Genomic DNA, 20,828 nt, shown 5'->3' with positions numbered 1-20,828 from the left:
ATTTCGATGGGGTTGACGAAGGAGTTGGATGCCATTTTAGAGGAAGCAATTAGACATGCAGATCCAGGATGTGTCGTCTCCGTGATCAGGGACGGCACGACAATATATGAAAAAGCGGTCGGGTACAGGCAAATGGTTCCCGTGAAGCTGCCTCTGGCGGTTGATACGATATTCGATATCGCCTCCCTGACCAAGATTGTGACAACGACAATGATTTTGCAATTGATGAGCGAAGGTAAATTTCATTTACATACTAGCCTGGATCGTCTTTTATCCGAACCAAATCCTATTTTACAAGCTCATTTTGCAGACATCACTATTTATCAACTTATGACCCATTCTTCAGGTCTATTGAACTGGCATCCATTCTATACAGAAAACCTGGATTTTTTTGAGCAAATGGCGAAGTTCGAGGCTCGATTTTTTTGCGGAAAAAAAGTACGGTATAGTGATCTGAACTTTATCCTGCTTGGAAAAGTGATCGAAGAGACTACGGGAGAATCCATAAAAGAGGCTTTTCATCGATTGATCAAAACCCCGTTGAAATTAAAATCGATGGCGTACGGACCTGTTGAGCCGGATAATGTAGCAACGACAGAATTCGGAAACCAGATTGAGATGAAAATGTGTAGAGAGCGAGGACGGACGTTTGCAAATTGGCGGAACAGAGAGGTACCGATTTGTGGAGAAGTGAATGATGGCAACACCCATTACTTTTTCGATGGTATATCTGGACACGCAGGTCTTTTTGCAACGGCGGAAGATGTATGTAAAATCGGCCGGATCTATACTGATGCTGCCATAGCGGATCAGGTTGGAATTGACCGTAGCTTCATTCAAGCGGCGGGAACAAAGCTTATCGACAATCGCGCACTAGGCTTCGAATTCACACCCGTTTTTCCAGATGGTTTCGGTCATACAGGGTTTACGGGGACTTCGATGTTCGTCCGACCTTCACAAAAGACAGTTGCTGTCCTGCTTACAAACCGATTGCACCAGGATGGGCCTGCGAACCTGGACACCCTTCGAAAGACCGTTCATGAAACGGTTTGCCGCTATTAAATGACAACAGGAGGAGGAAGAGGAGAAATATGCTGGATCGATCCTTTGTAGAACGATTGACCAACGTCATCGGTAAAGAACATGTCCATTCAGACCGTGTTTCGCTTTTATCATACTCGTATGATGCAACCCCGGATTATCAATCGCTTCCAGAGCTGGTTGTTGAACCTGGGTCCACAGAAGAGATCAGTGAAGGATGAAACTGTGTTCAGAGTTCGATATCCCGGTCGTGCCTAGAGGATCAGGGACGAACTTATGAAGCCAAACAATAATCACAAAGCTGTACCGGGGTTCCGGTGCGGCTTTTTTAATTCGATGCAAACTCAGAATAATTCGTAGCAAGCCCAAGATATATCGATGATTTCCTAGGTCTGTGATCCTATTCAACACCGCCCATTCACAAATAAATAGGACTACGGTGAAAATTTCCAGTGGTAAGCGAACGTATATTCGCTTACAATAAGACATAAGATATGGAACAAACGTTCTTATTGGGAGTGACTGAGGATGGAGATTGATTATTCGACCTTTGAAAAACGAACGATCCTTTGTATTGATATGAAAAGCTTTTTTGCAAGCTGCAGTGCAGTGGAAATGGGGCTCGATCCCTTAACGTGCTACCTCGTCGTCGTAGGAGATACGGAACGGCAGGGAAGTGTGGTGCTGGCTGCGTCCCCGATGATGAAGAAGGAATTCGGGATCCGTACGGGGAGTCGATTGTTCGAGGTACCTGATGATCCGCGTATCCATGTCGTCAACGCACAGATGCGTTTGTACCTAAGACGTTCGACTGATTTGACATGTCTGTTCAACCGATATGTTCCGAAGGATTCCATCCATACGTATAGTGTTGACGAAAGCTTCCTCCAGGTGGATGGAACCGAACGTCTCTGGGGAGATGGGTGGGAGGTTGCGCACCGGATCCGAGAAGAAATTTGGGAAAAGTACGGCCTCCCATGTGCCATCGGAATAGGACCGAACATGCTGCTCTCGAAAATCTGCCTAGATCTTGAAGCGAAGAAGGAAGGCATTGCCGAGTGGACATATGAAGATGTGGAACGGAAGCTCTGGAAGGTTTCCCCGCTCAGTAACATGTGGGGGATCGGTCCGCGTCTGCAGCGCACCCTGAACCGGATGGGAATCATGTCCGTCGGGCAGCTTGCGCACTATCCGTTGAAGATGCTCGAGAAAAAATTCGGAGTTATGGGCAACCAGCTTTATTATCATGCATGGGGGATCGATCTCTCAGAAATCGGTGCTCCGATCATGCAAGGCCAGATCAGCTATGGAAAAGGACAGATTTTACTACGCGATTATAAAGACCGTAAAGAAGTGCAGCACGTCATCTTGGAAATGTGTGAAGAAGTCGGCAGGCGGGCGAGGACAGCACGCAAAGCGGGCCGTACGATCAGCCTCGGTGTCGGTTACAGTAAAGATGAAGCAGGCGGTGGGTTCCATCGCTCGCGGACGATTGCAGAGCCGACGAACATCACGATGGACATTTATCGTGTCTGCCTTGAGTTATTTGATGAATTTTATACTGGAGAAACCGTCCGTAAACTTTCAATCACGCTTTCAAACGTTTATCCGGATGATGAGATGCAGCTATCCTTATTCGAGCTCGATCGTCCGAAAAAGCGTGTTCTGGGATACACGATGGATCAGATTCGGGAAAAATATGGCGGGGACTCCCTTTTACGTGCAGTATCGTATACACCAGCCGGGACCGCAAGACATCGCAGTCGTCTTGTCGGTGGGCATAAAGCGTAGAAAGGAGTGTCAGCTGAATGGGGATTCGTGACCGCGGCAACATCAAATGGACAGCGATGATGCTTCCGGAGCATGTGAAGCTGCTCAGGGATTGGAAGGAAGAGGATCGGATACAGAAAAAACCCGAACTCGATGAACAGAAGCTTGAAGAAATGAACGAAATCATCCACGAGGCGATGGCCTTCAACCAGACATTGTCCTTCGTCTATTTTGATAGGGAAGAATACCGTATTCTCGTAGGCGACATCCATTACGCCGATCCTTTCAGGAAAGAACTGCGCATCGTCGATGAATTCGGTGACCGCTATGATCTGAAATTGAAAGACATTCTTGATATCCGCTATTTATGAACGGAAAACCGCTCCCGAAGAAAGGGAGCGGTTTTAAAAGGGAAAATCCAGTACCTTTAGTAAACCTTATCACCGTTAAAAATAGAATTCTTAACAATTACATAATCTACATTACGGATTGCTTCCAGCTTGTTTCCTCCTGCATAAGAAATAGCGGATTGCAGATCTTGCTCCATTTCGATCAACGTATCTTTCAAAGCCCCTTTGTGCTCTACATACATTTTCTTGCCTTCTACATTTTTCTTTTCACCTTTTTGAAATTCGGAAGCAGAACCAAAGTATTCTTTATAGAGCTTTCCATCTTTCTCAACCGTTTTTCCGGGAGATTCTTCGTGACCAGCGAACAATGAACCGATCATGACCATAGAAGCGCCAAAGCGTATTGATTTAGCAATATCCCCATGGGTACGGATGCCTCCGTCAGCAATGATCGGTTTGCTTGCAGCTTTTGCACACCAACGTAACGCAGCTAATTGCCAGCCACCAGTACCGAATCCGGTTTTAATTTTCGTGATGCATACTTTTCCAGGTCCAATACCGACTTTTGTGGCATCTGCACCAGCATGTTCCAATTCCCTTACAGCTTCCGGGGTTCCGACGTTCCCTGCAATAACGAAGCTTTGAGGCAGGTGTTTTTTGATATGCTGGATCATCTCTATCACAGCATTGGAATGGCCGTGTGCAATATCGATCGTAATGAAATCAGGTATAAGGTTCTCATTTGCCAGTTGCAAGATAAATCCGTACTCTTCCTCTTTGACACCTACACTGATGGAAGCGATCAATTCACGTGATTTCATATTTTCAATAAAGGAGAGTCGCTCCTCTGGTTGAAAACGATGCATTATATAGAAGTATCCATTTTCCGCTAAGGAAATTGCGATCTTCTCATCTATGATCGTCTGCATATTTGCAGGCACCACTGGCAACTTGAATGTATGGTCGCCTAATCTTACCGTTGTATCACACTCAGATCGGCTATTCACTATACATTTTGCGGGAATCAATTGGATATCTTCATAATCAAACACATTTTCCATCATTCACACCCCTAAAAACGAATGTTTTAACTATAAATAAAATGAAATGTTCGTCTATCATGTAATTTACATCATATTTTTCCGGATGTCAAAATTTATTGGTTGAATTGTCTTGAATTTAGTTGTTCAAAAGGGAAGAACAGTTACATTAAAGGAGAGCATCAAGTCCATACTAAGGCAGGGAGGTAATGTACGATGCTACATATTTGGATGGCTGCCCTTTTTATGTTTGCTCAGCCTATCGAGCAACCTGACAGTTTAACGGTGACGCAGCAAGAAGAGACTATTGCAGTCGTTAATCGGGAAGACTTTTCCATGCACATTCCCGATACTCCGATGCTCGATATAGAAAAATACAACCTATTTATCCAAAAACTTGATCAACAGATTTACCGTGCTCCTGTAAATGCAAAGCTTGATGATCTTGGGCAAATCATTCCTGGTGAGGTTGGTTACAGGCTTGATCGGCAAATGTTCAGGGAGCAGTTCAATGCTTATTTCTATGGGGATGGGCCATCGAAAATAGAAGTGCCGGAAATGGACATCTACCCGAAAGTCGATAGTGAATTGCTTGCACATATCCGTGTTCATCAGATCGGTCAATACGTAACCTACTTCAATTCCAAAAATGAAAGCCGTTCGCACAATATAACTCTTGCCGCAGAAGCGATTGATAATCACGTCATCTATCCTGGTGAGACTTTCTCATTCAACAAAGTTGTCGGGAAGCGGACAAAAGCAAAGGGTTATATGCGGGCTCCTATTATTGTCAGGGGTGAATTGTCCGAGGGGATAGGAGGAGGGATTTGCCAGGTTTCTTCAACCTTGTTCAATGCGGTTGACCGGGCAGGACTAACAATCGTGGAACGGTATTCGCATAGTAAACGGGTTCCCTATGTACCATCTGGACGTGATGCGACCGTAAGCTGGTATGGACCCGATTTCCGCTTTCAGAACAAATACAACCAACCGATTCTGATACGCGCTAAACGATATGGTGGAAGCATGGTCGTAAAACTTTATTCATCTGAAGTGATCAATTATGAGCCGCGGAAAGTACCGAAAGCTTCGACTGCTCTCCCGGAAGAAATCCATTTCAAAGAAGAAATCCATATTTTCAATCCACAAAACGAACAGTGAAAAAAGACGCTGATATCAGCGTCTTTTTGAATTCAGCCACGCAATAATGGAAGAGTGCAGCAACGGAAAGATCCTCCAGATTTGATGATTTCAGATATATCCACTTCTATTACCTCGAAACCTTTCTCACGCAGCTTTTTGTTTACTTTTTTGTTGACCGGAAGGCTTAAAATTTTTTTATTTCCGATCGCTAACACATTCGTCCCGAGTGTAAATTGTTCTTCACCGGTCACTTCTATCAATTCATAACGAGAAGTGAAAAAGTCGATCTCTCTTTTATTCAGGGCAGGTGGAAAAATCAAAGCCACATCAGGGGAAATAACATTAAAGACACAATCGAGATGCAGATATTTTTCTGTAAATGGAATGGCAATCACATCGTATTGGGTCAAAACGCTCTTTAAATGATCGACTGCTTTTTGAGCTGTACGGTAACTTAAACCTATATAAATGGTATCCCGGTCAATGATGACGTCTCCGCCCTCGATTTTGTCTTCCCCGATTTTGAAATAAGGCAGTTCCTCATCATCAAGCCATTGCTTGACAACATTTTCTTCCCCTCTTCTTATATCACTTCCCATCGTAGAAACAAAAAGGGTCTGACCCAATGTAAAGCCGATATCCCGTGTAAACACTTGTTCAGGGAATTTTTCATGATAAGGGAGTAGGATTACCTCCACCCCATGGTTTTGTAAAGTTTTGATAAATTGGTTATGTTGTTCGACAGCAAGATCGATATGTATGCCTTCCTCCTTGAACCTTTTTTGAGTTTCATTGATGATATCACGGATCCTCATGTAATGAGGTTCACACAGAATGACCCTTTTCAATATTCCATACTCACTATTGCAATACGTTTTATGACTCTTTCGAGGATGCGCTTCCATACCAATGGCTCCTTAAGCTGTATTTTTTTGCGGGACAGAGCGACCGACTCTTTAGTCTCCTTAAATGAAATGTGGTTTAACTATCAAACTACCTAGGAATAGTATTAACAGATACTTGACCAACTAAAACAAAAATGGATAGGAGGAAAAGAAATGTCTATTGCACCATACATCATTCTCTTATTCATAGGCTATTTCGTCTTTACAATTGATAAAAAGAAAGAAGGTTTTCCTGTCCCGACGGTTTTGATACTTCTGGGCATCGGGCTTTTTTTCATTCCGTATTTTTCTTCCATCCAAGTTTCAGAAGATACGATCTACCATATCTTTTTACCTGGACTTTTGTTTACTGCGGCCTATCGTTTTCCCTTTTCGGCATTGAAAAGAAATGGGGGAATCATCAGCTTTCTAGCTACAATCGGTATTTTGCTCACTGTACTTCTTTTAGGGACATTGATTTATGTTGTCAGCGGAATAGGAGGATCGCTCTCATTTCTTGGTGCTATCTTGGCAGCTTCCATATTGACACCGACAGATCCTGTTTCTGTCGTCTCTGTTCTCCAAAAATCTTCAGGAGACGAGATGATGGCTGATGTCCTTGAAGGTGAATCGATGATAAATGATGGGACAAGTATTGTGATATTCTCCGTAATTTCAGGGGTTTTCCTGAAAGATAAGTCTTTTTCAATTGCGGGTTTTTTGAGTGAATTTTTGATTGTCTCCTTTGGTGGTGTTGTTGTCGGTTTGGTGTTCGGATGGCTGTTCAGCAAAGCTGTCCATGTTACCCACCATAAAGAATACCAGGTGATGCTTAGCATCATTCTTGCATACGGTATCTTTAATATTGCCGAACATTTTGGCTTTTCAGGAGTATTGGCTACCGTTTTCGCCGGGATAACGCTTTCGTATGAATTTGATCGCACGCTAAAAGGGGAGCATTTTCGAGAGTCTTTGGACGGCTTTTGGGGCGTGATTAAAATTTCCATTTTATCGTTGTTATTTTTGCTTATCGGAATCACATCTGCGAACTATCTATTCTCGTTTGAGTTCTGGGGCCTAGCTTTCCTCATTTTTGTCATCTCATTAGTTGTGAGATTTATCATAATCACAGGGGCGACTAGAATCTTCCCCTTTTGGCGGAAAAAGATCACCGGAAAAGAATCACTGCTGCTTAGCTGGGCTGGACTGAAAGGATCCATGTCTGTGTTTTTACTGTTGAGCCTTCAATCAAAAGCAGACCAGAATGCAGAGTTCATCATTTCCCTTACATTTGCGGTGGTCCTCATATCATTGATTGTACAAAGCATAGGCGTATATCCTTTATCAAAAAAACTGCTGACTGATCAATCAAAATAAGCAGATTATAACTACCTTTCACAAAGCCGCACTCATTTCGAGGCGGTTTTTTTATTTGTTCTACATCATTTTATGTAAATTTTTTCTTTCCAACATGGAAAAATTCGTATATAATGACAACTGTACTAATAATAATAATACAGTTAGTACAGATAATACACTTAGTACAGTTTGTTGCAGATGGGAGGGTGTCGATGTTTGATCTCGATGTTCGAAGCCGTAAACCGATTTACGAGCAATTGGTCGAAAGGTTCAAGGTACTTATCATCAATGAAGTGATGAAAACAGATGAGCAGCTTCCGTCTGTAAGAGTGCTGGCACAGCAGTTGACGATTAATCCGAACACGATTCAAAAAGCGTACCGGGAACTGGAGTCACAAGGCTACATCTATTCAATCAAAGGAAAAGGAAGCTTCGTTAGTGAGACAAAACATGCCATAAACACCGAAAAGCTGGAAAAGGTGAAATCCGATTTCAAAAAGCTTGTATCGGAAGCTCTTTATCTTGGTATGACAGCAGAAGAGCTGCAAGCGTATATTTCAGACATAGAGAAATCGATTGGGGGAGGGGAACAAGATGATTCAAGTTCATAATGTAGCAAAAAGGTTAGATGATATTGATGCCTTATCAAACGTTTCCTTTACGGTCAATAAGGGATCGATTTATGGTTTGCTCGGATCGAATGGTGCAGGGAAGACGACGTTATTACGTATCGTGGCAGGCATATTACGTGAAGATGAAGGAAATGTAACGATCAATAAAGAGCCGATTTTTGAAAATACGAAAATGAAAGACAGGATGATTTTCATCCCGGATACATTGTATTTCTTTTCGCAATACACCATCCAACAGATGGCGAACTTTTATAAAAGCATCTACTCGAACTGGAGCGAGGAACGTTTTCAACAATTGAGGGAAGTATTCGATATTGGATTGGATAAGAAAATCCATAAATTTTCAAAAGGGATGCAGCGGCAGGTGGCGTTCTGGTTATCGATGTCTACAATGCCGGATTTGCTGGTATTGGATGAACCGATTGACGGGCTTGATCCAGTAATGCGGAAAAAGGTGAAAAATCTGATTTTGCAGGATGTCGCAGAACGTGAAATGACAGTCCTTATTTCTTCCCATAACTTAAGGGAGATTGAAGACATCTGTGACCACGTCGGGATACTACATAAAGGAAAGCTTTTGCTTGAAAAAGAACTCGACGATTTAAAATCCGATACCCAGAAGATCCAAATAGCCTTTAAAGGAAAAACTCCAGAAGAGATGTTCGATGGGGTCCAATTCCTTTATAAAGAGGAACGTGGAAGTGTCCAGCTCTGCATCGTAAGGGGCCAGGCAGATGTAGTTTCGAACCATTTCGAGAAATACAATCCGGTCGTATTCGATCTTCTACCGCTTACACTAGAGGAAATCTTCATATATGAAATGGGGGATGTCGGCTATGCGATCAAAAACGTCCTGGTTTAATAAAGAGATGATGATCCAAAGCTTCCGTAGTGTAGGGTGGGTAGCGCTCATCTATCTTACAGGTCTCTTGTTGGCTGTGCCGATGCGGATTTTGATGATTTGGAGCAGTGAAAATCAGCACAACTATTATAACCACTATGAAAATGTATTTGCGTACAGCAGCGAAATTCAGCTCGTGTTGAATCTTCTAATACCGGTCTTACTTGCTATCTTTTTATTCCGGTTCTTACATGTGAAAAATGCATCGGACTTCATGCATAGTCTACCGATTAAGAGAACAGACCTTTATAACATCTATGTGGGTATGGGGGTACTATATCTTGTTCTGCCGGTTGTTGTAACAGGACTGGTTTTGTTGGCCATGCAAGGTGTAATGGATTTTCAAGACTACTATTCAATGTTAGATGTTTTTCAATGGATGGGCTATACCTTAGTTATCACTCTTTTGATTTTCACGACTGGCATATTCGTCGGTACAGTGACTGGATTATCAGCTGTTCAAGGAGTATTGGCCTACATTCTTATCTTGTTCCCGTTAGGTATCACAGGTTTACTTTTTATGAATATGACATATTTCCTGTATGGATTTTCAACGGACTATTACATGAGTAATCAAATCATAAGGTTTTCACCCATTTCGGCATTCGCAGATTCTTTAAGCAAACGTAATGATGAGCTACTAAATGCTCTCGAAATCATTATTTATCTCATCATTTCGGCTATCCTTTACTTTGCTGGAATGCAAGTTTATAAGAGAAGGAATCTTGAGGGAGTTTCACAGGCCTTTGTATTCAAACCGCTTAAACCGATTTTCAAATACGGTGTAACCTTCTGTACGATGCTGTTAGGCGGTGTTTACTTCAGTGAAACCCAGCATGCCTTCAGCTGGTTGATCGTCGGCTATGTACTCGGTGCTGTTGTCGGATACTTGATTGCTGAGATGCTTCTGCAAAAGACTTGGCGTGTTTTAGCTCATTTAAAAGGGCTGTTTGTGTATGCAGGTCTCATTGCGATTTCCATCCTCTTTTTACAGTTTGATGTCACAGGTTATGAAAATAAAATACCTGAGCTGGAAAACATCGATCAAGTGTTTATTGGAAGACATGCTTTTAAATATCAGGAGGAAGAGCTTTCGGTCCATTCTCCGGACTATTCAAATGCCGTTTTGACGGATAAGGAAAACATCCAGGCAATACAGAGGCTCCATCAATACTTGATTGAGCAGAAAGATATGTTCATTCCTTACCATTATCAAACAAGAAATATTTTCATCGCTTATGAATTGGAAAACGGAGAAAAAGTTATCCGAGAATATCGAATTAAAGAAACAGAAGAAATTGTGAAATATTTAAAACCAGTGTATGAAGCCCAAGAATACAAAGAAAAGGCGAATCGGATCTTCAAAGTCAGCAACGAAGATGTGACAAGGATTACAATAAATTCAAGAGATGGAGAAACGATCATCCATGAACCCGAAAAAATATCGGAAGCATTGAAAGCCTTAAAAGAGGATGTCAAAAACGAGCAATTCACAGGATTTGAGGAGCATGGCAGTTTAACTTCCCAAATCATGATTCACCTTTCTGGGAACAAAGAGAACCAAGTCCATATGGAATTCAAATGGACGTATGATCAGTTTGAAAAATGGCTGGAAGACGAAGGTGAACTCGACAATGCCAGGGTTACACCCGAAGAAGTCGAATATACAGTGATCGTGCCATCAAAGGAAATTGATTTCAATGGCAATGAAAAAGGTGTCAGCAAGCAGATCCTAAATTCTGATGATGCTTTGAAAATTACCTCAACAGAAAAAATCCAAGAAAGTATTGAAAAATCTACATGGGGTGATCCGAGTAATCAATATTTCATTGTGTTTCATTATAAGTCTAAAATAGATGAATTACACAGTTTCCATGAAAGTAATGTCCCTGATTTTGTGAAAGAGTATTTTGAGTAAGGTGAGGTGAAAGAATGGAAGCCCAAATCCAGGTACAGAGACAAGAAATTGATTTGACTCTCATATATGAAATGTTTTGGCATAAAGTGTTCAAGGTTGCAGTCATGATTACCCACGACAAATACTTGGCGGAAGATATCGTACAGGAAACATTCATTAAAGCTTTCAAGAAGATCGATTCGATATTGGATATTGAAAAAATCGGTTCTTGGCTCTCAACAATTGCGTCAAGGACAGCGATAGATTTAATTCGGAAAGAAAAAAGATCCGGTACGATCCTGGTCGAAGACGTCGTCTACACTATAAATGAACATGTTCAGGAAAAGAATGCTGTAGAACAGATCGTAGAGCGATTATGGATGGAAAAAGAAATCGAACAGGAAGTTGAACAGCTTAAACCAGCCTTGCGGGAGGCGTTTCTTCTCAAATACGAAGACGGCTTGAAAGAGGAAGAGATTTCTGAGAGGCTCCAATTGCCGATCGGAACTGTCAAATCGAGATTATACCGTGCAAGACAACAGATCAAGGCCGAACTTAATAAGTAAATCAGTGTATGATTCAAGCGGGCGCTCCTCCAGAAGGGGCGCTTTTTTTAAAAGAAAACAAAAAGGACACTTTGAATGCAGGGGATGCTACATCCGAAGTGTCCTTCCATAATAACTTTTAAGGGGGTTGTGGTAATAAGGTTCGGGTTTTTCAATTTGCCTGTGGGGGTGGAACATAAAACATTTTAAAATTTTCAGGCGTAATTTAGCTCAAATTGACGATGAGGGAAATGATGGAACCATGGTATAATAGTATGAGTGCAATAGAGGATAATCGAGGGTGGAAGGCTTGTCCCCTGCAACTGTTTCAAGCAGTGTAGGAAGGGGGTGTAGCTATTGACAGCGTTCGAAGCAATTAGTCTGATGATCACATTCGGACTGTTCGTCGTTACGTTGTTGTCTTTTCCTGATAAAAGGAAATAACCACCCTAGAGGTTGGAACCTGAACAGGGTGGTTATCCATTTCAATAGCCTTCCCCTTTGAGGGAAATCTATTGCACTATCTATCCGCAGGTGTTGCAGCACCTGCGGTTTTTATTAGTATATGTTGTCCTATCATTAGAATACCACAGTTTCACACAATCGTAACCTTAAATAAGCTCAATAAAGATATATATGGCCATTTCTAAGTTTTGTGAATCAAAATTTTCTGCTTTTTTATAAGTGAATTAGGGGATTGAAATTGAAGAAGTTAAAAAAGACAGAATTGTAATAAAGGCAAGTATCATTGTTCCTTTTTGCATCCCACAGCTAACTTTTATCAAACCTACATTGAAGGCACCTAAACCTCCTCCTAAAATTGCGATGAACCCCCAGCTTGCAAACACTCTGCCCAAGAGTCTGTCTTTTACTTTTTCTTGAAGGAGAATCTGAAGCATGGTGACGATTAACGTCATGAGGAATCCAAACAAAAATGGAAATAAAAGAATGATTGTTGTATATGGAAAATGTCCAATAATGAAGAGTAAGGTACATAAAATTAACCCACCCCCCAATAATAAAGCAGGTATAATCTTAAAAGGAATTAAATGTAAATTGAAGTCTATTTTTTATTAAAAATGTAGGCTATACTTAAAATAGATGGGAACGTGCGCCTTATTCGTTATCGAGTTAGGCGTTATTTGTTTGTTTTAGATGAGTGATAACATATACGTTTCAGGGGACATAATTAAAGGGAAAGGTTTTTTATGATTGAAGTAAATTCAGCGGAGCAGGATTCTACAAAAAGAGGGCTGAAAAATGGACAAAAAATGGGTACGCAAGATTATGATATCAGTTATCGTAATTGGATTTTTCATATGGCTGAACCAGACTTTTTTAGAAATCCCGCCGTTGAAAATACGAAATTGGGTGATGTCTTTTGGTTGGATAGCACCTGGTATTTATCTTATCATGTTTACTGTGCGGCCACTTGTATTGTTTCCGGCTTCATTGTTAGCGATTGTGGGCGGACTAGCATTCGGTTTCTGGTACGGTGTTCTTTTGACCATCATTGGTGCGTGTTTAGGAGCGACCATATCATTTCTTGCGATACGGAAATTAGGAATCACGTTTGGAAGGATACCATCTTCTGAGAAATATGACACTCTACGCCGACAAATCGATAAAAAAGGGTTTATCATTTTATTGATCCTGCGTCTGCTCCCATTTTTACATTTCGAATTGGTTACATATCTTAGCGCTGTATCGAATATCCGTTTCTCTCATTATTTTTTTGCAACCTTACTTGGATTGGTGCCAGGTGCACTTATTTATTGTGGCATCGGTAACAGTACGTATACTGGAGGAAATGAACTGATTATCTTTTCTATCGTTTGCCTAGTGGTTTTGACAGCGCTGCCGATCATATTCAGAAAAAAGCTGTCCTCCATTTTAGCTGTAAGACTTGATCAAGAGTGAGAGGTGAGGAATGATTATTCAAAATACAAAAGCAATCATGTTTGACGTTTATGGAACTCTATTTGATGTGCATTCAGTAATAGACGAGTGTAAAAAGCATTTTCCCGAAAAAGGAAAGTCAATAAGTGAGGTATGGAGGAAGAAACAGCTTGAGTACTCTTTCCTGAGAGGTTTGATGGGAAATTATCGTCCTTTTTGGTCGATCACTAAGGATGCGTTAAGATTTGCTTGTAAAAGTGAAAATGTGGAACTGACTGGAACGATTGAGGAAGCGTTACTAGGGTCTTATTTGAAATTAAAACCCTATGGAGAAGCGGAAGGGGTCCTTGAAAAACTAAAAGGGCATCAACTGGCTGTGTTTTCAAATGGTTCAGAGGATATGCTACATCCTCTGATTGAACACTATAGTCTGCAGACCCACTTTGACTATTTGATTTCTGTGAATGGAATCAGGCAATTCAAACCACAACCATCTTCATATCTTTACGCATTAGAGCATCTTGGTGTTGAGAGGCATGAAGTGCTGTTTTTATCCTCAAATACGTGGGACATAGCTGGGGCAAAAACATTCGGTTTTAAAGTGGTCTGGGTCAACCGCTCTGGAGATGTCATGGATGAGTTTGGAATACAACCTGACCACATTATAGGTGATCTGACGGGATTATTGGATTAAGGAGATTTTATGTCAAAAAAACTTTTATTGATCGGTGTTGGCAAAGCCCACCTTTCTTTATTGAGAAAACTGAAAACTAACCCTTTATCAGATTGTGAGGTCACATTGCTTAATCCTGCTTATACATATCATTACTCTGATATGTTTTCTGGTTTTGTAGAAGGGATCTATCAGTTGGAGGATCTTCAGATCGATTTAGCTGATCTTACAGAGAAGGCTGGAATTAGATTAATTCAAGGGGCCGCACTGTCTATTGATGTGAAACAGAAAATGGTCCTTACTGAAAAAGGGGATATTTTATCTTTCGATTGCTTATCTTTAGATATCGATACACGAGAGAAGGAAATTGAAATTCTTCCAGAACAAGAGAATATCGTCCGCTATGATCGAAAGCATCAAATCGAACGTTTTCAAAACCATGAGAGTAAAAATGGAACAGTCGTAATAGTGGGTAGGGGAGCGCCGAGCATTGAAATAAGCTTTGCGTTCCAGGCGTGGAAACAAACACATGGAGATGATGAAGAAGTCATTTTAATCAGTTCAAAAAATAGCTGCGAAGGGAACGGGAATCAAGAATCACAGAGATTAAAAGCTATGTTGCGAAACGCTGGCGTCCAAGTCCAAGAAAATGAAAAGGTCGTCGAAGTTGGTGAACGATCCATTATAACAGATAAACGGACAATTTCTTATGATTGCCTTTTCTGGATGACAGGCCCGGAAGCACCGAAAATATACACTAGTTCTAAGCTTCCAACAGATGATCAGGGGTATTTACTTGTTGAAGATACTCTTCAAGTCAAAGAATTTCCTTTTATATTTGGAGCGGGAAATGGTGTGACCATCAGGAATCATCCAAACCTTCCTAGAAATGGGACTATGGCAGAAAAGCAAGGAGAAGTGTTGGCTGATAACCTTAAAGGATACCTGGGGTCAGGTGAGGGGTACCATTTTGAACCACAAAAACGACCATTGTCGATCGTTTCTGTTGGTCATCAGAAAGCGTTATTGAAATTTGGCTCTTTTTCGACGACTGGAAAACTCGCCTGGAAACTGAAAAATAAAATCGACTGCCGGTTCGTTGCTTCTTTTCGATGACACTTGGAAAGTTGGATTTAATGGTGTGAAATGGGCGATCGAAATTTTGAAAGAACTGAAAAAGAAGTGATATTACGGATAAATGATTAGTGGACACCAGAGCAAAATCATACAAAATCAGTTTATTTTTACCCAAATAACGGAATATTTGTCCACTAACAATAAACCTCAAGGATATAATAATAAAAAATGTGGCCTCACTCAGTATGGGGGCCACATTTCTTCTTTAATCAATATTAGGACAGCTAATGCTCAGGCGTTTCCCAAGGCTTGGACTGGCCTAGTTTTTTCATAGGATTATGTGCAGGAGGGCGTTTGCTCTACTAAATTATAATACTTGGTTTCAATTTTCCTTGAAACATGTTCGGAAATGCCTTGAATCGCTTTGTGGAGCGCCTTTAGGTCAATACCAGTCTCAATCCCCATCTGATGTAGCATAAAAACGACATCTTCAGTGGCGACATTCCCTGTAGCACCAGGGGCGAATGGGCAACCTCCCAATCCACCAGCCGATGTATCAAATCTAGTAATCCCAGCTTGCAGGCAGGCATAGATATTTGCTAGAGCCATCCCGCGGGTGTCATGGAAGTGTGCCGTAAGCAGGACTCTGTCTCCTAATCGGGTATTCAATTCATTGAATAATTGGTAGCTTTCGAGAGGGCTTGCCATTCCGATTGTATCAGCCACACTTAGTTCATCGACACCAAAGTCTGTAAATTGAGTGCATAGGGCAACGACCGCTTTGGGATCGACCTTCCCATCATAAGGGCAGTAGAAGGATGTGGAAATACATGCACGTACAAAGTACCCTTTTTGTTTTAACTCAGCGAGGATCGGTCTCAACTCAGCCATGCTCTCCTCTGTTGTCTTGTTGATGTTCTTCTTATTGAAAGCAGAACTGACACCTACGAAGACAGCGACGTCCTTTCCATCAGTTTCGTAAAGTCGTTCAATTCCTTTCCGGTTCGGTGTAAGGACAAAGTTCCGTTTTTTGTCGAGGCAAGCGTCAATGATTTCTTTTGCATCACTCATTTGGGGGACCCATTTCGGGGACACGAATGATGTCAATTCCATTTCTGTTATTCCGGCGTTTTTCAGCTCTTTTATAAACGAAATTTTTGACTCTGTAGGGACCTGATTCTTCTCATTTTGTAAACCATCCCTTGGACCAACTTCAATGATTGTGACTTTCCCAGGTAAGTTCATAATAACCTCCCATAATCCAACGATTTTAACAATCGATGTAAGCGCTTTAATAATGATCGTTTAATTAATCAACGTATGATAAACATCGAATTTCATCGTTACTCGGTCTTCCCGGTCCAAAGAAGAGCATATTTACCTGCGTCTACAAGTGTAACCTATGAAGTTAGCTTCCTCGTTACAACTCGTAGCTTTTATGCAAGTATTGCCCGTCGTACTGGTCCTCAAAACTTTCGTGCCTTGAACTTCTTGTTTCTAATCCGTTGAAATTAAACTGAATTTATGTACTTTATCTTTTCATTGTAACGTGAAGAAATTTTAAAGGGCAAGTATTTTCATTCTTTCAAAGAAATATTGTGTGATAAGAAGGAGAATTCAGAAATGATTGAGAAATAGACAAGGTAAGACAGATAACAACAAATTTAAGGAGGCAACAAAGAGATGGAGAGAGAAGCTGTCATAGTTAGTGCGGTCAGGACACCAATCGGGGGTTTTGGCGGAAGCTTAAAATCAATATCGGCCACAGAACTCGGTGGTATCGCGATTAAAGAAGCTTTGAAACGTGCAGGGATTGCTGAAGTTGATGAAGTGATCATGGGAAATGTACTCCAGGCTGGACTTGGTCAAAATCCTGCAAGACAAGCAGCCATAAAAGCAGGGCTTGCTGATACGACTTCATCGATGACGATAAATAAAGTATGTGGTTCCGGATTGAAAACTGTCCATCTAGCTGCTCAATCGATCCTTCTAGGGGATGCAGATATTGTAGTGGCTGGTGGGATGGAAAATATGAGCCAGGCTCCCTATCTTTTAAAAGGAGCACGTGACGGATATAAAATGGGAGATCAGAAAATTGTCGATTCAATGATTCTTGACGGTCTTTGGTGTGCCTTCAATGACTATCATATGGGTATCACGGCAGAGAATTTATGTGAAACACATGGCTTGAAGCGTGAGGAGCTTGATGAATTTGCTGCCTGGAGCCAGGAAAAAGCTGCAAATGCGATTGAAAGCGGACGTTTTAAAGATGAAATTGTTCCAGTAGGAATCCCTCAACGCAAGGGAGATCCAATCGTTTTTGATACAGATGAACATCCGAAGAAATCAACAGCGGAAAAATTAGGGAAACTTCGCCCTGCCTTCAAAAAGGACGGTATGGTGACTGCAGGGAATGCTTCAGGGATCAATGACGGGGCAGCAGCCGTCATCGTCACAAGCCGTCAAAAAGCTGAAGAGCTTGGGTTGAAACCATTGGCGGTTATTCGTGCCAATGCCTCCGCTGGTGTTGATCCAAGTATCATGGGAATCGGTCCTGTTCCGGCAACAAGAAAGGCGTTGGAAAAAGCGAATCTGACAATCGATGCAATGAATCTGATTGAAGCGAATGAAGCTTTCGCAGCACAATCATTAGCGGTGGGTAAAGATTTGAATTTCAATAAGGAAATCCTCAATGTAAACGGTGGAGCGATAGCACTTGGACATCCGATCGGAGCTAGTGGAACCCGCGTTCTCGTTACGTTGATCCATGAATTGAAACGAAGGAATGAACAATATGGGCTTGCGACTTTATGTATCGGTGGCGGCCAGGGAGTCGCGACAATCATAGAAAATGAAGCATAAAAAAGGAGATGAAAAAACATGAAACCAGTTGAAACATCATTTTTAGAAGCGGTAAAGGATATTAAAGATGGAGCTACGATCATGGTCGGGGGCTTTGGACTTGTCGGGATCCCTGAGAATTTGATTCTTGCTCTTGTTGAAAGCGGTGTCAAAGATTTGACGGTGATCTCCAATAACTGCGGAGTCGATGATTGGGGACTTGGCCTACTTCTGAAGAACAAACAGATCAAGAAAATGGTCGGCTCTTATGTGGGTGAAAACAAAGAATTCGAACGGCAGGTTCTGTCTGGAGAAATCGAAGTTGAATTGATTCCTCAGGGCACGCTTGCAGAACGGATCCGTGCAGGCGGTGCGGGAATCCCTGCTTTTTATACTCCTGCGGGAGTAGGTACTCCGTTAGCTGAAGGACGAGAGGTCCGCAACTTTGATGGAAAAGATTATCTATTGGAATATGGCGTGACAGCTGATGTCAGTCTGGTCCGAGCTCAGAAAGCAGACAAAATGGGAAACCTCATTTACAACAAGACTGCCCGGAATTTCAACCCGATGATTGCTGCAGCTGGGAAAATCACCATTGCAGAAGTAGAAGAACTTTATGAGATCGGGGAATTGGATCCAGATCGAATCCATACACCGAGCATCTACGTTCAGAAATTGATCGTTGGTGAGCAGCAGAAGAAAATTGAACGCTTGACCGTTACGAAATAACAGCAGAGGAGGAAATAATAATGACAAAAGTAGATAAAGCACTTGTACGTGAACGTATTGCAAGACGGGCAGAGAAGGAAATTGAGGATGGATTCTATGTAAACCTTGGCATCGGGATGCCGACATTAGTTGCGAATTATATTTCAGATAATAAGGAAGTTGTTCTTCAATCCGAAAACGGTTTGCTTGGTATCGGGCGCTATCCTACTGAAGATGAAGTGGATCCAGACTTGATCAATGCAGGGAAAGAGACAGTGACTGCGACAAAAGGAGCATCCTATTTTGATAGCTCAGAGTCATTCGGTATGATCCGCGGCGGCCATATCGATATAGCTATCCTAGGGGGTATGGAGGTCTCAGGGAATGGCGACCTTGCAAATTGGATGATTCCAGGGAAGATGATCAAAGGTATGGGGGGAGCGATGGACCTAGTTCACGGTGCAAAGAGAATCATCGTCATCATGGATCATGTCAATAAAAGCGGACAGCCGAAAGTCCTCAATAAATGTTCCTTGCCGCTGACTGGAAGTGGTGTGGTGGACCGTATCATCACCGATCGTGCAGTCATCGATGTAACACCGGAAGGTCTTAAACTTGTAGAAGTCGCTGAAGGATTCACTCCTGAAGAAATACAAGAATCGACAGAACCGAGATTGATCATCGCAAATGATGTGAAAACAAACGCATTTTAATTTTATATGTGCCAAGTAGGGAGAGGAATAAGTGAAGCGGTTAACAGCACTTTCAAATCGGATCATGCAGCGGTACCTTCCAGATCCATTCTTATTCGTGGTCATCCTTACATTAGTGGTTTTTGTGATGGGGATGATCATTACAAAAAGCACCCCGGTAGAAATGGTCACCTTCTGGGGAGAAGGATTCTGGAACTTGTTGACTTTTGCTATGCAAATGGTCCTTATTCTTGTAACGGGATACGTTTTAGCGAGCAGTCCTCTATTTAAAAATGGACTGCGTAAGTTGGCCTCTCTCGTTTCGAAACCAGGTCAAGCAATTATATTCGTTACACTCGTATCCCTGGCAGCAAGTTGGATAAATTGGGGATTCGGACTTGTCATCGGTGCGCTATTCGCTAAAGAACTGGCGAAGAAAGTGGAAAAAGTGGATTATCGGTTATTGATCGCCAGTGCATATAGCGGTTTTTTAGTCTGGCATGGTGGTTTTTCGGGATCCATTCCATTGACGATCGCAACACCAGAGCATTTTACAAGTGACATCATCGGTGTTATCCCAACATCAGAAACGATTTTTGCACCGTTCAATATCTTCATCGTAATAGCTTTGTTTGTTACATTACCGATTGTAAACAGGTTGATGATGAACCAGAAAGATAACCAGTTCTATGTCGATCGTTCTATTTTAGAAGAGAAGAATGTCGAAGCAGCTGCAGTGGAGGCGAACACCCCTGCAGAAAAAATGGAAAACAGTTGGATCCTGTCCATGATCACCGGTGTATTGGGCTTGGCATTCATGGTTTATTACTTCACAACAAATGGGTTCAGCTTAAACTTGGACATTGTCAACTTCATTTTCCTTTTCTTTGGGATCATATTGCATGGGACGCCTAGAAGATTCATCAATAGTGTGGCTGATGCTGTTAAAGGTGCCGGCGGAATCATCATCCAATTCCCTTTTTATGCAGGGATCATGGGGATGATGGTGGCGAGTGGATTAGCTGCTGAGATGTCACAATGGTTCGTGAACATTTCAAATGAACTTTCTTTTCCATTCTTTGCATTCTTAAGCGCAGGGATCGTCAACTTCTTCGTTCCATCAGGGGGTGGTCAATGGGCTGTGCAAGCTCCGATCATGCTGATGGCTGGAGAGGAGTTAGGGATCGGGGCTGCGAAAACTGCAATGGCGGTAGCGTGGGGTGATGCTTGGACGAACATGATCCAACCATTCTGGGCACTTCCTGCACTCGCCATCGCTGGACTATCTGCCAAGGACATCATGGGCTTCTGTGTCATCGCCATGTTAGTCAGCGGATTATTCATATCGATTGGACTGGTGTTCATTTAAGGATACT

22 protein-coding genes are annotated in these 20,828 nt (G+C 42.0%); 18 read left to right on the top strand and 4 right to left on the bottom strand.

Translation table 11 applies throughout. The features are described 5' to 3' along the window. Positions 1 to 6: 6 nt before the first annotated feature. The 4 genes from ACJROX_RS18275 (at position 7) to ACJROX_RS18260 (ending at position 3,182) form a co-directional block, all read left to right on the top strand. Entirely contained in the window at positions 7 to 1,062 is a 1,056-nt protein-coding gene (locus tag ACJROX_RS18275; RefSeq protein ID WP_408006637.1) for a serine hydrolase domain-containing protein, read from the top strand. Positions 1,063 to 1,091: 29 nt separating this feature from the next. Next, the gene (locus ACJROX_RS18270; RefSeq protein ID WP_408006636.1) at positions 1,092 to 1,262 is read left to right on the top strand and encodes a hypothetical protein; all 171 of its coding nucleotides are present in this window, start codon (positions 1,092 to 1,094) and stop codon (positions 1,260 to 1,262) included. Positions 1,263 to 1,569: 307 nt separating this feature from the next. Next, positions 1,570 to 2,832, top strand: a complete 1,263-nt coding sequence (locus tag ACJROX_RS18265; protein WP_408006635.1) for a DNA polymerase thumb domain-containing protein — start codon at positions 1,570 to 1,572, stop codon at positions 2,830 to 2,832. A gap of 17 nt (positions 2,833 to 2,849) precedes the next feature. After that, entirely contained in the window at positions 2,850 to 3,182 is a 333-nt protein-coding gene (locus ACJROX_RS18260) for a YolD-like family protein (RefSeq protein ID WP_408006634.1), read from the top strand. Between the two features lie 56 nt (positions 3,183 to 3,238). Here ACJROX_RS18260 and guaC read toward each other — a convergent pair whose 3' ends face one another. After that, positions 3,239 to 4,222, bottom strand: coding sequence for a GMP reductase (gene guaC / locus ACJROX_RS18255; RefSeq protein WP_408006632.1), 984 nt, complete (start codon positions 4,220 to 4,222; stop codon positions 3,239 to 3,241). A gap of 195 nt (positions 4,223 to 4,417) precedes the next feature. Here guaC and ACJROX_RS18250 point away from each other — a divergent pair, with 195 nt between their 5' ends. Next, on the top strand, positions 4,418 to 5,362 hold the full coding sequence (locus tag ACJROX_RS18250; protein ID WP_408006630.1) for a VanW family protein: 945 nt from the start codon (positions 4,418 to 4,420) through the stop codon (positions 5,360 to 5,362). A gap of 32 nt (positions 5,363 to 5,394) precedes the next feature. Here ACJROX_RS18250 and ACJROX_RS18245 read toward each other — a convergent pair whose 3' ends face one another. Then, positions 5,395 to 6,249, bottom strand: a complete 855-nt coding sequence (locus ACJROX_RS18245) for a dimethylarginine dimethylaminohydrolase family protein (RefSeq protein WP_408006629.1) — start codon at positions 6,247 to 6,249, stop codon at positions 5,395 to 5,397. A 153-nt stretch (positions 6,250 to 6,402) separates the two neighbouring features. On the opposite strand from ACJROX_RS18245, the gene ACJROX_RS18240 reads away from it, so the two are divergent. The 6 genes from ACJROX_RS18240 to ACJROX_RS18215 all read left to right on the top strand — a co-directional run bounded on the left by ACJROX_RS18240 (position 6,403) and on the right by ACJROX_RS18215 (position 12,006). Next, positions 6,403 to 7,605 carry a cation:proton antiporter gene (locus ACJROX_RS18240; protein ID WP_408006628.1) on the top strand — a complete coding sequence of 401 codons (1,203 nt, stop codon included), beginning with the start codon at positions 6,403 to 6,405 and terminating at the stop codon, positions 7,603 to 7,605. 194 nt (positions 7,606 to 7,799) lie between these two features. Next, positions 7,800 to 8,198 carry a GntR family transcriptional regulator gene (locus ACJROX_RS18235; protein ID WP_408006627.1) on the top strand — a complete coding sequence of 133 codons (399 nt, stop codon included), beginning with the start codon at positions 7,800 to 7,802 and terminating at the stop codon, positions 8,196 to 8,198. Next, positions 8,182 to 9,081 (top strand): ABC transporter ATP-binding protein, encoded by a 900-nt coding sequence (locus tag ACJROX_RS18230; RefSeq protein WP_408006626.1) that lies wholly within the window; start codon positions 8,182 to 8,184, stop codon positions 9,079 to 9,081. Before ACJROX_RS18235 ends, ACJROX_RS18230 begins: the two co-directional genes overlap by 17 nt. Next, positions 9,056 to 11,038: a DUF6449 domain-containing protein gene (locus ACJROX_RS18225; protein ID WP_408006625.1), complete on the top strand. Its 1,983-nt coding sequence runs from the start codon at positions 9,056 to 9,058 to the stop codon at positions 11,036 to 11,038. Before ACJROX_RS18230 ends, ACJROX_RS18225 begins: the two co-directional genes overlap by 26 nt. A 14-nt stretch (positions 11,039 to 11,052) precedes the next feature. Continuing rightward, positions 11,053 to 11,583 (top strand): RNA polymerase sigma factor, encoded by a 531-nt coding sequence (locus tag ACJROX_RS18220; RefSeq protein ID WP_408006624.1) that lies wholly within the window; start codon positions 11,053 to 11,055, stop codon positions 11,581 to 11,583. 336 nt (positions 11,584 to 11,919) lie between these two features. Then, entirely contained in the window at positions 11,920 to 12,006 is an 87-nt protein-coding gene (locus ACJROX_RS18215; protein WP_408011699.1) for a putative holin-like toxin, read from the top strand. Positions 12,007 to 12,251: 245 nt separating this feature from the next. Here ACJROX_RS18215 and ACJROX_RS18210 read toward each other — a convergent pair whose 3' ends face one another. Next, the gene (locus ACJROX_RS18210; RefSeq protein WP_408006623.1) at positions 12,252 to 12,479 is read right to left on the bottom strand and encodes a hypothetical protein; all 228 of its coding nucleotides are present in this window, start codon (positions 12,477 to 12,479) and stop codon (positions 12,252 to 12,254) included. Between the two features lie 343 nt (positions 12,480 to 12,822). Here ACJROX_RS18210 and ACJROX_RS18205 point away from each other — a divergent pair, with 343 nt between their 5' ends. Genes ACJROX_RS18205 through ACJROX_RS18195 form a run of 3 tightly spaced genes read left to right on the top strand, consistent with a single transcriptional unit; the run spans position 12,823 to position 15,250 of the window. After that, positions 12,823 to 13,482 (top strand): TVP38/TMEM64 family protein, encoded by a 660-nt coding sequence (locus ACJROX_RS18205; RefSeq protein WP_408006622.1) that lies wholly within the window; start codon positions 12,823 to 12,825, stop codon positions 13,480 to 13,482. Between the two features lie 10 nt (positions 13,483 to 13,492). Further along, positions 13,493 to 14,155 (top strand): haloacid dehalogenase type II, encoded by a 663-nt coding sequence (locus ACJROX_RS18200; RefSeq protein ID WP_408006621.1) that lies wholly within the window; start codon positions 13,493 to 13,495, stop codon positions 14,153 to 14,155. 9 nt (positions 14,156 to 14,164) lie between these two features. Further along, a complete protein-coding gene (locus tag ACJROX_RS18195) occupies positions 14,165 to 15,250 on the top strand; it encodes an NAD(P)/FAD-dependent oxidoreductase (protein WP_408006620.1) in 1,086 nt (361 codons plus the stop codon). A 297-nt stretch (positions 15,251 to 15,547) separates the two neighbouring features. On the opposite strand, the gene ACJROX_RS18190 is transcribed toward ACJROX_RS18195, so the two are convergent. Continuing rightward, positions 15,548 to 16,456, bottom strand: a complete 909-nt coding sequence (locus tag ACJROX_RS18190; protein WP_408006619.1) for a hydroxymethylglutaryl-CoA lyase — start codon at positions 16,454 to 16,456, stop codon at positions 15,548 to 15,550. Between the two features lie 438 nt (positions 16,457 to 16,894). Here ACJROX_RS18190 and ACJROX_RS18185 point away from each other — a divergent pair, with 438 nt between their 5' ends. The 4 genes from ACJROX_RS18185 to ACJROX_RS18170 are packed head-to-tail and all read left to right on the top strand — an operon-like array spanning position 16,895 to position 20,821. Further along, positions 16,895 to 18,073: an acetyl-CoA C-acetyltransferase gene (locus ACJROX_RS18185; protein ID WP_408006618.1), complete on the top strand. Its 1,179-nt coding sequence runs from the start codon at positions 16,895 to 16,897 to the stop codon at positions 18,071 to 18,073. Positions 18,074 to 18,091: 18 nt separating this feature from the next. Continuing rightward, the gene (locus tag ACJROX_RS18180) at positions 18,092 to 18,781 is read left to right on the top strand and encodes a CoA transferase subunit A (protein ID WP_408006617.1); all 690 of its coding nucleotides are present in this window, start codon (positions 18,092 to 18,094) and stop codon (positions 18,779 to 18,781) included. A gap of 20 nt (positions 18,782 to 18,801) precedes the next feature. Continuing rightward, positions 18,802 to 19,473 (top strand): CoA transferase subunit B, encoded by a 672-nt coding sequence (locus ACJROX_RS18175; protein ID WP_408006616.1) that lies wholly within the window; start codon positions 18,802 to 18,804, stop codon positions 19,471 to 19,473. Between the two features lie 31 nt (positions 19,474 to 19,504). Next, a complete protein-coding gene (locus tag ACJROX_RS18170) occupies positions 19,505 to 20,821 on the top strand; it encodes a short-chain fatty acid transporter (protein WP_408006615.1) in 1,317 nt (438 codons plus the stop codon). Positions 20,822 to 20,828: the final 7 nt, after the last annotated feature.

Origin of the sequence: Pseudalkalibacillus sp. A8 (assembly GCF_045920555.1) — a bacterium.
Taxonomy (GTDB): domain Bacteria; phylum Bacillota; class Bacilli; order Bacillales; family Fictibacillaceae; genus Pseudalkalibacillus.
This window is presented reverse-complemented; position numbering and strand designations above follow the sequence as displayed.